This is a genomic window from Streptomyces sp. NPDC007991, assembly GCF_042958445.1.
GTDB lineage: Bacteria > Actinomycetota > Actinomycetes > Streptomycetales > Streptomycetaceae > Streptomyces.
On the sequence record NZ_JBIBJD010000019.1, the window covers coordinates 134,897 to 146,208 of the forward strand.

Here is an 11,312-nt window from a genome sequence, read left to right on the forward strand (position 1 = left end):
TGGGTGTTCCCCTCGGGGGTACCCGGTGTGCGGACCGGAACGACCGGACCGTACAGGGAGGCGACACTCATGGGCCTCGGCGGATGCATCATCCTCATCGCCGTGGGAGCCATCCTCACGTTCGCGACCGACTGGGACATGCAGGGGGTCAACCTCGACCTCGTCGGCATCATCCTGATGATCGTCGGACTGATCGGCGTCACGACGTTCAGCAGCATCGCCAGGCGGCGGCGCGTGGTGGTGCCGCCCACGACGCCGGTCGTGGACGACGGACGACACCACACGCGTGACGGCTACAGCGACGGGTACGGGGTGTAGGGCCACGGGGCCCGCACCCCGGCCCGCCTTCTGGGCCGTCGAGCCCGGGAAGGGTCGGCAAGGGTTGGGAAGGCTTTCGAAGGAACACCCACTCATCTCAGCAACTAACTCAGTAATGTGCTGAGTTATGGACTTCACCGTTATCGCGCACGCCGTAGAGGTGGATCACGGCATCAAGCGGCTCTCGATGCGCTTCATCAAGAAGTACGCGGCGCCGGAGCGGCAGCGGCTGAGCGCCGAGCTCTGCGAGGAGATCTCCAAGGAACTCGACAAGCTCGGGCTCATCACGCTGCCCCGGCGACTGCCGACGTCCGAGAACGAGTTCGTGTTCGTGATCGAGAAGGACAGCGCCCTCGGCCAGACCGTGACCGTCGCGTCCACCCTCGCCGCCCTCGACAAGCTCGGTCAGAGCCCGCTGCCCCGGCTCTTCGACAACTACACCGAAGCGCGCGCCCACTTGACCTCGTGATGCCCTGATCGGATCGTTTCCGACCGATAGGGGTCCAGGTCCGACCGGGTACCGGAATCGGCTTGGTGAGGCCTCCTCGGGCCAGTAGTTTTATCGGCGCGCGAAGCGAGGCGCCTGCAACGCGCGAGCACCGCCGTTGCAGCGGAGGCTCCCTGACATCCCTTGCCACGCAACGGAGTTGAGCCTTGAGCGCTTCCGAGAAGCACCCCGTCGTCCCCGCCGCCGGCGGCGGGACCGATCACATACCCCCTTTGTTCGCGAACGCGAACCATCCGCCCCGGAGCGTCTACGTCGCCGCCCTGTCCGGCGGCCCGGACATGGCCGTCGCAGGGTGGCTCCACCTGTCCTACGAGGCCCTGGAGTCCAAGGCCCCGGTCAACGCCTGGGCCGAGTTCCACGAGGAGCTGTACGCGGACCCCGCGCTGAACGTCAGACGCGGTGACACGCTTCGCGCCAGGAAACTCGCGGCCGGGCAGGGCAGACCGCGCCTCACGTCGGCCCGGCGTGGCCCGAGCCGGGCCGAACAGTGGGGCTACCGGCACGTCCTGCGGCGCGGACTGGAGGTCGTCGCCCGGCTGCCCGGGACCACGGCGGGCACCGCCCGCGGAGCCGCGATGAGCGCCACGGCGACGACCGAGGCCCTCCTCGACGGGCTGTCGTCCCGCCACCGCGGGGACGGCTCCGCCGCCCTGGCACTCATCCGCACCAACACGGCCGTCACCCAGTGGTACGAGCTCACCCCCCGCCCGGCCCCGGCCGCCCCGGACCTGGTCCAGGGCCCGCCGTACGCCCTGGCCTCGGCGGGCGGCCTGCTGGAAGCGGCGGAGTTCGTCGCGTACTGCGCCTACCAGCACCACGCCCGGTTCCACAACCGCCGGTTCCTGTGGGAGTGGCTTCCCGAGCTGCTCCCGGACGCTCTGCGGCCCCTGCGGATCTAGCGCCTCGCCAGCGTCTGGCGCCCGTCGGGATCTGGCGCCCCTCCGGATCTGGCGCGCCCCCTGCATCCGGCGTCCCGCCGGGTCTGGCACCCGCCGAATCCGCCGAGCACCGCCGTCCGAGACCACCGTCCGAGACCACCGGCCGAGACCACCGGCCGAGACCACCGGCCGAGACCACCGGCCGAGACCACCGGCCGAGCATGATCGGCACGGATACCACCGGCGCGAGTATCACCGGCCAACCGCCACCGGCACGAGTACCACCGACCGAACTCCACCGGCCAAGCGCCGGGCCCGCGCCGGAGTTCCCTTCCGGCCGCCGGGCTCGGCCGCCCGGTGCCGGACCTCACCGGCGCCGGCTTCGACCGCCCGGCGCCGGAGTCTTCCGGCCGACCGGCCTCCGACCGGCCTCCGCACCCGGCGCCGGGCCTCCCCGGCCGCCGGTCACCACCAGGCGCCGGGCCTCCCCGGCCGCCGGTCACCACCAGGCGTCGGGGATCCCTCCGGCGCCGGCCTCCGCCCCCCGCCCCTGCCACTCACCGTCTCCCGGCCCCGCGCCGGGCCGCCCTTTCCGCTCCCGTGTCCCGGAGGACTCACCATGCCCGTTCAAGCCGCCCCCCGCTCCTTCACCGTGCAGTGGGGTTCCGAATCCGTACTGGTGTCCAATGTCGAGCCCGAGTTGCCGGTCGCGACCGCGGACGCCGACCTCGCGAAGGTGGTCGAGGCGGGCCGGGCCAACCCGGTGACGCTGCTGCCGGAAGCCGCCTGGCAGGCCGTCGCCCGGGCCACGACCAGCCCCGACGGCGTCGCCGTACAGCTGAGGCCCACCGCCGCGGAGCCGTCCGGACTGCTGATGGTGGAGAACGTCGACGGCGCGACCCTGCACTCGGTCGTCACCCGCGTCCACCTCAGCGAGATGCTGCCCGGCATCCAGCCCCGCACCGGGATGGAGGTCATGGAGATCCCGGACCCCCAGGTCCAGGGGATCACGGACGCCGACCGCCCCTGCGCCATCGTGCGCTACCGGTACCAGGATCTCGCCCACCTGCGGAACCACGTCTGGCAGACGATCCACGGCACGCTGTCGCTCAACAGCTACGCGCCCTCCGTCCTGGCCCGCAAGGTCACCCGCAACCTCATCACGCACCCCGTGGAGATCACCTTCGAGGACGGCACCGAGCCCTTCCACGCCCTGGTCGTACGGGACGGCATCACCCGGCTCGCCAGCGCCTGGGCCGTCCTCGCCGGGCCGGACGCGGACGCGGCGGAGACGGCCGGGCTCGCGGTGGACTCCCTCTTCGGCAAGACCTCCGCCGCACCGGCCGCGCAGGGCGGCAGCCCGCTCGGGCAGCGACTCGCCGCGAACCGGGAGAGGTGGCGCCGGACGCTCCGGGAGGAGTTCGCCCAGGGCATCACCGAGGAGCAGCCCGGGACCCGCACCGCCCAGATCGCCCAGACCTACGTCCTCCCGGCCCAGATCGCCGTCGGGGCGGAGGGGCACCCCGGGCATCTGCTGGCCGCCGAGGACATCTTCGACGACGCCATCCGCTCCGTACTGGCCTCGGTGCACGTCGAGTTCAAGCAGTGGGACACGGCCGCCCAGAACGTCGAGGTCGCCACCCGCGCCCTCAAGCGCGTGATCCAGCTGGGCGACTCCCTGGTGCCCAAGGACGATCTGCAGGTGGTCTACGGTCTGGCGGTCGGCCGGATCCCCGTCGAGGAGCTCCCCGGGGTCTTCGCCACCGATACGGTCACGGCGCCGCCCGGCACCGCCCTGTGGCGCAGCGTCTACCTGGTGCACGCCCTGACCCGCCCGGAGCTGCTGGAGCCCCTGAAGGACCAGGCCAAGGCCATCAAGGGCGGAAAGCGCATGGGGCTGAAGGGGTTCGCGGAACTGCTCGGTCCGCTGATCGACCTCCCCTGGCGCTCGTACAAGAAGCACGTCACCACCCAGGCGCGCAACGCCTGGAACAACGGCGGTGTCCTGACCTCCGACGTCATCCAGGAGTGGGAGCCCCGCCCCACGGACGACTTCACGAGCCTGGTGGAGCCCGCCCTGGCCGGTGACACCGACGCGCGCTGCACCCTCGCCGTGGCAGGGGGCGTGGCGCTGATCGCCGACAAACTCCTCACCCGGAACGTCGGTTCGGCGCTCATGGCCGCCAAGGAGAAGGGCGGCGTCCCGTTCCGCGCCGACGTCAACCAGGTCGTCGAGGACCTGTCCCAGCAGCACAACGAGCTGGGGCTGTGGACCCTCGCGCTGGCCGCGAACCGGTTCCGCAGCGACGCCCTGCCGGAGAACGCCGTGACCATGCGCCAGCTCATCCACAAACAGAGGACCGAAGGGCAGGACAGTACGCCGTACGTCCATTTCAAGGTCGACCTGGACAGTCCCGACCGGATCGAGCGTGACGGCGACGGTGTGCCCGTGATGCTGCACCAGTGGGATGTCGTCTGGGCTTCCAACCCTGAGCGAGCCCTCAAGGCGCACCCGCCCAAGGCCGTCCTGATCCCGCCCCCAGGTGAGACGGACGGCAAGGACGCGGGCACCCGCGAAGCCGCCGGGCTCGCGGGCCCGGACCTGGGCGGCCGGCCGCAGGAGGCCCGGCCACAGGAAGACCAACCGCAAGACGGCCGGCCGCGGGAGGTACACCGGCCCGCCAGCCAGCGCGCCGCCGAACACCGGCAGGTCCTGCGGCAGAACATCACGGCCGCGCGGGACTCCCTCGACCGGCTGCTCCTCCTCGAACCCGAGGTGGGCAGCCACACCCCCATCGTCCCGGTGAGCGTCCTGGACGAACTGCACACGCTGCTCATCGGCCTGCAGACGGACGTGGAGAACCTGCGCCGGAAGGCCACCCGGGAAGAGCCGGTGCCGGAGGACGAGGAGGTCCCGGAGGAAGCCGGGGTGTGAGGCCTACGCCTCGTCCATCCCGGCCAGCACCAGGGGAAGCCGGTCCGTCCCCGCCTCGGTGAGGCGGACGGGGACGCCCCAGTCCTGCTGGTGGACGTGACAGGCCGGGTAGGCGTTGTCGGGGTCGTCGTCGCAGGAGGCGGCCATCGCGGACACGTGCAGCACGCCGTCCCTTACGGACGGGTCGAGTTCGAGGGTGCGGGACAGGTCCGTCCCCGCGCCCTCGCCGCCGCGCAGCAGGTCCGGCGGGGTGGAGGAGACCAGCAGGCGCGTGGAGGGGCCGTACCGGGTGTCGAGCTTCTGGCCCGCCGGGGCCTGGAAGATCACGTCCAAGCGGAGCCGCCCCGGGGTGACTTCGGTGGCCTCCCGCTGCGTGCGGTGGGCGACCTCGGGCACCTTCACCGCCTCTTCGGGCAGTCGCAGCCGGGTCAGCCGGTGCCGGGCCGACTCCACGACCACGATGTCGTCGCCGGCCAGCACCGCGTCGCTGGGCTCGCGCAGGTCCGTGGCCAGGGTGGTGACCTCGCCGGTCGCGGGGTCGTAGCGCCGCAGGGCGTGGTTGTAGGTGTCGGCTACGGCGACGGACCCGTCCGGCAGCGCGGTGACGCCCAGGGGGTGCTGGAGCAGGGCCTGTCCGGCGGCGCCGTCCCGGTGGCCGAAGTCGAACAGGCCGGTGCCGACGGCGGTGTGGACGGAGCCGTCCGGGTCCACCCAGCGCAGGGCGGACGTCTCGGAGTCGGCGAGCCAGAGGCGGTCGGGGGTGGCGGCGAGGCCGGAGGGCTGCGCGAACCAGGCCTCGGCCCCCGGGCCGTCCACCAGCCCCTCGTTCGTCGTCCCGGCCGCGACCGCGACCGTCCCGTCCTCCGGGTCGTACGCCCACAACTGGTGGATACCGGCCATGGCGATCCAGACCTTGCCCTGCCAGTGGGCGACGTCCCAGGGGGAGGAGAGCTTCACCTCGCGTCCCGGTCCCGAGGTGGCCTCACCTTGCATCCACTGCCATCCCGTGCCGGCCAGGGTGGTGGTCCGGCCCGTCTCCGGGTCGAAGCGCCTGAGAGCGTGGTTGACCGTGTCCGCGACCACGACCGAACCGTCGGGCAGCAGGGCGAGGCCCTGCGGTTCCTGGAAACGCGCCCGGTCCGGATCGCCATCGGTCAGCCCGCGACCGCCCTGGCCGATCCTGCGCACCACGCTCTCCCCGTCCTCGGCGAGCTCCACCAGCTGATGCCGGGTCGTGTCGCTCACCAGGAAGTTCCCCGAGGGCAGCAGCAGCGCCTTCCCCGGGAACCGCAGCACCGTCGGCTCCGGCTCCGGCGGCACGTAGGGACCGTCCCCTCGCCGCAGCGTCCCCTTGGCCCCGTGCTCGGCCTCCAGCTCCGCCACCAGCCGCTCGATGGCGTGCACATGCCCTTCACCGGCGTGCTGGGCGACGACGTACCCCTCGGGGTCGATCACGACGAGCGTCGGCCAGGCACGCACGGCGTACTGCTTCCACGTGGCCAGCTCGGGGTCGTCGAGCACCGGGTGCTCCACGCCGTACCGCTCGACGGCGTCCACCACCGCCCGGTGCTCCGCCTCGTGCACGAACTTCGGCGAGTGCACCCCGATGACCACGACCGTGTCCCGGTGCCTGTCCTCCAGCTCGCGCAGCTCGTCCAGGACGTGGAGGCAGTTGATGCAGCAGAACGTCCAGAAATCCAGGATGACGATGCGTCCTCGCAGGTCGGCGAGGGTGTACTGCTGCCCGCCCGTGTTCAGCCAGCCGCCCTTGCCGGTCAGCTCGGGGGCGCGGACGCGGGCCCGTCAGGGTGCGGAGTGGTTCATGCGTCCAGGGTGTCATCCGGCACTGACAGCCGGTCCAGGGCATGGCCGGTGGTGGCGTCCACGTGCTCGGGCACGTCGTCGTGGCGGTCGCCGACCGTGAGGGTGCCGGTGGGTTCGAACATCAGGATCGCGGTCGGCACGGGGGCGTACGGCTTGTGCTCGGTGCCGCGCGGGACGGTGAAGACGCTGCCCCTGGGGAGCACGACCGTCCGCTCCCCGGCCGGCTCGCGCAGGCCGATGTGCAGCTCGCCGTCGAGGACGAGGAAGAACTCGTCGGTGTGGTCGTGGACGTGCCAGACGTGCTCGCCCTCGACCTTCGCGACGCGGACGTCGTAGTCGTTGACGGCGGTGACGATGCGCGGGCTCCACTGCTCGGAGAAGGAGGCCAGCGCGTGGGCGAGGGAGACGGGTTCCTGGGTCATGAGGTGATCTTCGGGGGTGCCGGGCGTCTCGCACGAGTGCTAGAAATCGCACATGCCGCAAGGATCCTCGCATCGCCCGCACCGGGTCGTCCTGATGGTGGACGAGAACTCGAACCCCTTCGAGATGAGCTGCGCCATCGAGGTCTTCGGGCTGCGCAGGCCCGAACTGGGGCGGGAGCTGTACGACGTCCGGCTGTGCGCCGCCGCGCCGCACACGCGGATGCGGGACGGCTTCTTCACGCTCACCGGGGTGGCGGGGCTGGAGGCCGCCGAGGAGGCGGACACCCTGATCGTGCCGAACCGGCCCGACACCGGCACGCCCCGCGCGCCGCGCGTCCTGGACACCGTACGCCGGGCACACGCGCGTGGCGCCCGGCTCATCGGGTTCTGCTCGGGTGCCTTCACGATGGCGGAGGCCGGGCTGCTGGACGGGCGGCGGGCGGCCTGCCACTGGATGTGGGCGGAGTCCTTCAGGGCGAGGTTCCCCCGGGTGCGGCTGGAGCCGGACGTGCTGTTCGTGGACGACGGCGACATCCTGACCGCCTCCGGCAGCGCCTCGGCGCTGGACCTGGGCCTGCACGTCGTACGGCGTGACCACGGCGCCGAGATCGCCAACCACGTCTCCCGCCGACTGGTGTTCGCCTCGCACCGGGACGGCGGGCAGCGGCAGTTCGTGGAGCGGCCGGTCCCGGACGTGCGGGACGAGTCCCTGGCGCCCCTGCTGGCATGGGCGCAGGAGCGGCTGGGCGAGCCGCTGACGGTGGCGGACCTGGCCGCACGCGCGCGTGTCAGCCCGGCCACGCTCCACCGGCGCTTCAGGGCCCAGCTCGGGACGACGCCGCTCGCGTGGCTGACCGGGGAGCGGGTCGCGCTGGCCTGCCGGCTGATCGAGCGGGGCGAGGAACGGCTGGACGTGGTGGCGGCCCGCAGCGGGCTCGGCACGGCCGCCAACCTGCGCAACCGGCTGCGGCGGGTGACCGGGCTCAGCCCGTCGGCCTATCGGCGGCGTTTCGGCAGCGGCGCCGGGGAAGCCCTGGTGTCATGAGATTCCTCGTGTACGACCGGCTCCTCGGCTTCGGCGACGACTACTGGATCGAGGACGACCGCGGCTCCAAGGTGTTCCTCGTCGACGGCAAGGCGCTGCGCCTGCGCGACACCTGGGAGCTGAAGGACACCCAGGGACGCGTCCTGGTGGACATCCACCAGAAGATGCTCGCCCTGCGCGACACGATGGTGCTCCAGCGGGGCGGCGAGCCGCTGGCGACGATCCGCCGCAAACGGCTGTCCCTGCTGCGCAACCACTACCGGGTGTCCCTGGCCGACGGCAACGAACTGGACGTCAGCGGCAAGATCCTCGACCGGGAGTTCGCCGTCGAGTACGACGGGGAGCTGCTGGCGGTGATCTCCCGGCGGTGGCTGACCGTACGGGACACCTACGGCGTGGACGTCGTCCGTGAGGACGCGGATCCGGCGCTGCTGATCGCGGTGGCGGTGTGTGTGATCCACCTGGCGGAGAAGGAGCGGGAGGGCTGAGGGCGCGTCCTCAGGGCCGGCGGAGACGTCTCAGGGCCTGCGAGGCGTCCTCAGGGCCGGCGAGGCGGCTGGAGTCCCAGCACCCGGTCCTTCAGCGCCGGGAACTGCTCCCGCGTCGTCGCGACCTTGCCCGGGTCGAACTCCACCGTCAGCACCTCTTCGCCGGCGCCCGCCTCGGCCAGCACCTCGCCCCACGGGTCGACCACGATCGAGTGACCGGCCTGGGGAACTCCGGCGTGCGTCCCGGCCGTTCCACACGCGACGACGAACGACTGGTTCTCCACCGCCCGCGCCTGAGCCAGCAGCGTCCAGTGCGACCGGCGGCGCTCGGGCCAGCCCGCCGGGACCACGAGCGTCTCGGCACCGGCGTCGACGAGACCGCGGAAGAGTTCGGGGAAACGGAGGTCGTAACAGGTGCCGAGGCCCAGGGTGGTCGCCGGCAGACGGACCGTCACCAGTTCGGCACCCGCGCCCATCAGCACGGCCTCTCCCTTGTCGAAGCCGAACCGGTGGATCTTGCGGTAGACGGCGGCGAGGTCGCCGGAGGGGGAGAAGACGAGGGAGGTGTTGTAGAGGGGCCCGTCCGGATCACGCTCGGGAACGGACCCCGCGTGCAGCCACACGCCCGCGTCGCTCGCGGCCTTCGCCATCGCCTCGTACGTCGGCCCTTCGAGCGGCTCGGCCTCCTGCCCGAACTCCTCGTAGGCGAAGGCACCCGTGGTCCACAGCTCCGGCAGGACGACGAGATCGGCCCCGGCCTGCTCCCGCACCATCGAGGCCACCCGCCGACGGCGCGATTCGACCGATTCGCCCTCGTCTACGGCGATCTGGATCACAGAGGCGCGCACACTACCACCGTCCTGGCATTCGACCCGTCCACATGGGGTTCCCCACGGGCCTACGATCGTCACACGAAAGCACTGCCGGGGTGCCTCACAGCAGCGTAACTTAGCTGCCAAGACACCCGCCGACAGCCGCCACCTCCCACTGGCAACCGCCACCACCTGCCCGTGCACCGACCGCCGAGGGGTCCCGTTCCGTGAGTCTGCATCCCACCCTCCAGCCCTACGCCGACGCCTGGACCCACTCCATCGAAGCGATATCCGAGCTGCTCCAGCCGCTCGCGGAGGCCGAGTGGAACCGGCGGACGCCGTGCCCCGGGTGGTCGGTGCGGGACGTCGTCTCCCATGTCATCGGCCTGGACTGCGAGATGCTGGGCGACCCGCGCCCCATCCACACGCTGCCGCGCGACCTGTTCCACGTGACGAACGACCACCAGCGCTACATGGAGATGCAGGTCGACGTCCGCCGTCACCACACGGCGCCGGAGATGACCTCCGAGCTGGAGTACGTGATCATCCGGCGCAACCGCCAGCTGCGCAACGAGTCGCGCGACCCGGGCACCAAGGTGCGCGGCCCGCTCGGCACGGAGCTGACCCTGGAGGAGTCCATGCGCCGGCACGCCTTCGACGTGTGGGTGCACGAGCAGGACCTGCGCACGGCCCTCGGCCGGCCCGGCAACCTCGACTCCCCCGGCGCGCACGTCGCCCGTGACGTGCTGCTCGGCGAACTCCCGCGCGTGGTCGCCGAGGACGCGCAGGCACCGCGCAGCTCGGCCGTCGTCTTCGACGTCCACGGCCCCGTCGAGTTCCTGCGCACGATCCGCGTCGACATCCAGGGCCGCGGCACCCTCGAAACGGCCCCCGCCCTCGGCCCCGCCGCCACCCTCACCCTCGACTGGGAGACGTACGTCCGCCTGGCCTGCGGCCGCGTGACACCCGAGTCGGTCTCCGATCGCCTGAAGACGGAGGGCGACCCGGAACTGACGGCGGCGATCCTGCACAACTTCACGGTGACCAAGTAACCCAGCTGCGGGCAGTCGTGCCTCCCCCAGTGCCTCAAGGGCCTGGGCGGTACCCCCAGGTGGCACGGGTGGGCGCAGCGGCACCTCGCCGCGCCGAGCTGCGCACCCACCCGCCCCCAGCACCAACGCCCAGCACGGCAAAAACCCCATGCCGCTCACGCCCCGCCCCACGTACCGTCCCTGCGCATGACAACCCCGTCCCGCCACAGCCGCCTCACCTTCCACGGCCCCCTGTCCGAAGCACGTGCCGACCAACTCGTGACGCGCCTGGCCGCCAACACCCCGACCACCGTCGTGGACATCGGCTGCGGCTGGGGCGAGCTCATGCTCCGCATCCTCGCCGCCACCCCGGACGCCACCGGCACCGGCATCGACATCAACGCCGACGACCTGGCCCGCGCCCGGAAGGCAGCCGAGGCACGAGGCCTCACGGCCCGGGTCCGCTTCCTCGAGGAGTCCGCCACCGGCACCCCGCACGGCCCCGCCGACCTCGTCCTGTGCGTCGGCGCGAGCCAAGCCCTGGGCGGCACACTCCCCGAGGCCCTCGGAGAACTCCGCAGGCTCGTCTCCGAGGACGGTCGCGTGCTGCTCGGTGAGGGGTTCTGGCAACGCCCCCCGACCCCGGCCGAACTGGCCCGCATGTGGCCGGACGCCAAGGCCGACGACCACCCCGACCTCGCCACCCTCGTCGGCCTGGCCGTCGACGCGGGGTTCCGGCCGGAGTGGACGCAGACCGCGAGCCTCGACGAATGGGAGGAGTTCGAGTCGGCGTACCTCGCGGACACCGAGGTGTGGCTCGCCCGGCACCCCGGCCACCCCCTGGCCGCCGAGACCCGGGAGCGCGCCGACCGGCACCGAGCCGCCTGGCTCACCTACCGCGGCGTCCTCGGGCTCGCCTACCTCACCCTGGTGCCCGTGGCGGCCGAGGGCCCGGGCTAGGTGTATTGACCCGTGAGGTTGGGGACGCGGCTGGCGGGTGGTTTGCCTGCGAGCGCTGTGTGTCCGCGGTGGTGATTGTAGGTGTGCAGCC

Annotated in this window: 11 protein-coding genes; 8 read left to right on the forward strand and 3 right to left on the reverse strand. The window is 72.1% G+C overall.

Features of this window, described 5'->3' with window-relative positions; all coding sequences use genetic code 11:
- Positions 1 to 69 precede the first annotated feature (69 nt).
- The 4 genes from ACFZDA_RS38110 to ACFZDA_RS38125 all read left to right on the forward strand — a co-directional run bounded on the left by ACFZDA_RS38110 (position 70) and on the right by ACFZDA_RS38125 (position 4,639).
- Complete coding sequence (locus tag ACFZDA_RS38110) at positions 70 to 318, forward strand: DUF6458 family protein (protein ID WP_010032488.1); 249 nt, start codon at positions 70 to 72, stop codon at positions 316 to 318.
- Positions 319 to 445: 127 nt separating this feature from the next.
- Positions 446 to 787 (forward strand): hypothetical protein, encoded by a 342-nt coding sequence (locus ACFZDA_RS38115; protein WP_391090511.1) that lies wholly within the window; start codon positions 446 to 448, stop codon positions 785 to 787.
- A 185-nt stretch (positions 788 to 972) separates the two neighbouring features.
- The gene (locus ACFZDA_RS38120; protein ID WP_391090513.1) at positions 973 to 1,725 is read left to right on the forward strand and encodes a hypothetical protein; all 753 of its coding nucleotides are present in this window, start codon (positions 973 to 975) and stop codon (positions 1,723 to 1,725) included.
- A gap of 598 nt (positions 1,726 to 2,323) precedes the next feature.
- Positions 2,324 to 4,639 (forward strand): hypothetical protein, encoded by a 2,316-nt coding sequence (locus ACFZDA_RS38125; RefSeq protein WP_391090515.1) that lies wholly within the window; start codon positions 2,324 to 2,326, stop codon positions 4,637 to 4,639.
- Positions 4,640 to 4,642: 3 nt separating this feature from the next.
- On the opposite strand, the gene ACFZDA_RS38130 is transcribed toward ACFZDA_RS38125, so the two are convergent.
- Together ACFZDA_RS38130 and ACFZDA_RS38135 are read right to left on the reverse strand one after the other, a co-directional pair.
- Positions 4,643 to 6,418: a thioredoxin-like domain-containing protein gene (locus ACFZDA_RS38130; RefSeq protein ID WP_391090537.1), complete on the reverse strand. Its 1,776-nt coding sequence runs from the start codon at positions 6,416 to 6,418 to the stop codon at positions 4,643 to 4,645.
- 41 nt (positions 6,419 to 6,459) lie between these two features.
- Positions 6,460 to 6,885: a cupin domain-containing protein gene (locus ACFZDA_RS38135; RefSeq protein ID WP_086564871.1), complete on the reverse strand. Its 426-nt coding sequence runs from the start codon at positions 6,883 to 6,885 to the stop codon at positions 6,460 to 6,462.
- A 52-nt stretch (positions 6,886 to 6,937) separates the two neighbouring features.
- Here ACFZDA_RS38135 and ACFZDA_RS38140 point away from each other — a divergent pair, with 52 nt between their 5' ends.
- Both ACFZDA_RS38140 and ACFZDA_RS38145 read left to right on the forward strand, forming a co-directional pair.
- Entirely contained in the window at positions 6,938 to 7,930 is a 993-nt protein-coding gene (locus ACFZDA_RS38140; RefSeq protein ID WP_391090517.1) for a helix-turn-helix domain-containing protein, read from the forward strand.
- The gene (locus ACFZDA_RS38145; protein ID WP_391090519.1) at positions 7,927 to 8,418 is read left to right on the forward strand and encodes an LURP-one-related family protein; all 492 of its coding nucleotides are present in this window, start codon (positions 7,927 to 7,929) and stop codon (positions 8,416 to 8,418) included. The genes ACFZDA_RS38140 and ACFZDA_RS38145 overlap by 4 nt, the downstream gene beginning before the upstream one ends.
- Before the next feature lie 50 nt (positions 8,419 to 8,468).
- Here ACFZDA_RS38145 and ACFZDA_RS38150 read toward each other — a convergent pair whose 3' ends face one another.
- Entirely contained in the window at positions 8,469 to 9,266 is a 798-nt protein-coding gene (locus tag ACFZDA_RS38150; protein ID WP_391090521.1) for a nitrilase-related carbon-nitrogen hydrolase, read from the reverse strand.
- A 191-nt stretch (positions 9,267 to 9,457) separates the two neighbouring features.
- Between ACFZDA_RS38150 and ACFZDA_RS38155 the strand changes: the two genes are divergently transcribed.
- Both ACFZDA_RS38155 and ACFZDA_RS38160 read left to right on the forward strand, forming a co-directional pair.
- On the forward strand, positions 9,458 to 10,282 hold the full coding sequence (locus tag ACFZDA_RS38155) for a maleylpyruvate isomerase family mycothiol-dependent enzyme (RefSeq protein ID WP_391090523.1): 825 nt from the start codon (positions 9,458 to 9,460) through the stop codon (positions 10,280 to 10,282).
- A 186-nt stretch (positions 10,283 to 10,468) separates the two neighbouring features.
- Positions 10,469 to 11,221 carry a methyltransferase domain-containing protein gene (locus ACFZDA_RS38160; protein WP_391090525.1) on the forward strand — a complete coding sequence of 251 codons (753 nt, stop codon included), beginning with the start codon at positions 10,469 to 10,471 and terminating at the stop codon, positions 11,219 to 11,221.
- Positions 11,222 to 11,312: the final 91 nt, after the last annotated feature.

Coding starts and splice junctions, on each gene's coding strand:
- ACFZDA_RS38110 (WP_010032488.1), top strand. CDS start 70: ATGGGCCTCGGCGGATGCATCATCCTCATCGCCGTGGGAGCCATCCTC.
- ACFZDA_RS38115 (WP_391090511.1), top strand. CDS start 446: ATGGACTTCACCGTTATCGCGCACGCCGTAGAGGTGGATCACGGCATC.
- ACFZDA_RS38125 (WP_391090515.1), top strand. CDS start 2,324: ATGCCCGTTCAAGCCGCCCCCCGCTCCTTCACCGTGCAGTGGGGTTCC.
- ACFZDA_RS38135 (WP_086564871.1), bottom strand. CDS start 6,885: ATGACCCAGGAACCCGTCTCCCTCGCCCACGCGCTGGCCTCCTTCTCC.
- ACFZDA_RS38140 (WP_391090517.1), top strand. CDS start 6,938: ATGCCGCAAGGATCCTCGCATCGCCCGCACCGGGTCGTCCTGATGGTG.
- ACFZDA_RS38145 (WP_391090519.1), top strand. CDS start 7,927: ATGAGATTCCTCGTGTACGACCGGCTCCTCGGCTTCGGCGACGACTAC.
- ACFZDA_RS38160 (WP_391090525.1), top strand. CDS start 10,469: ATGACAACCCCGTCCCGCCACAGCCGCCTCACCTTCCACGGCCCCCTG.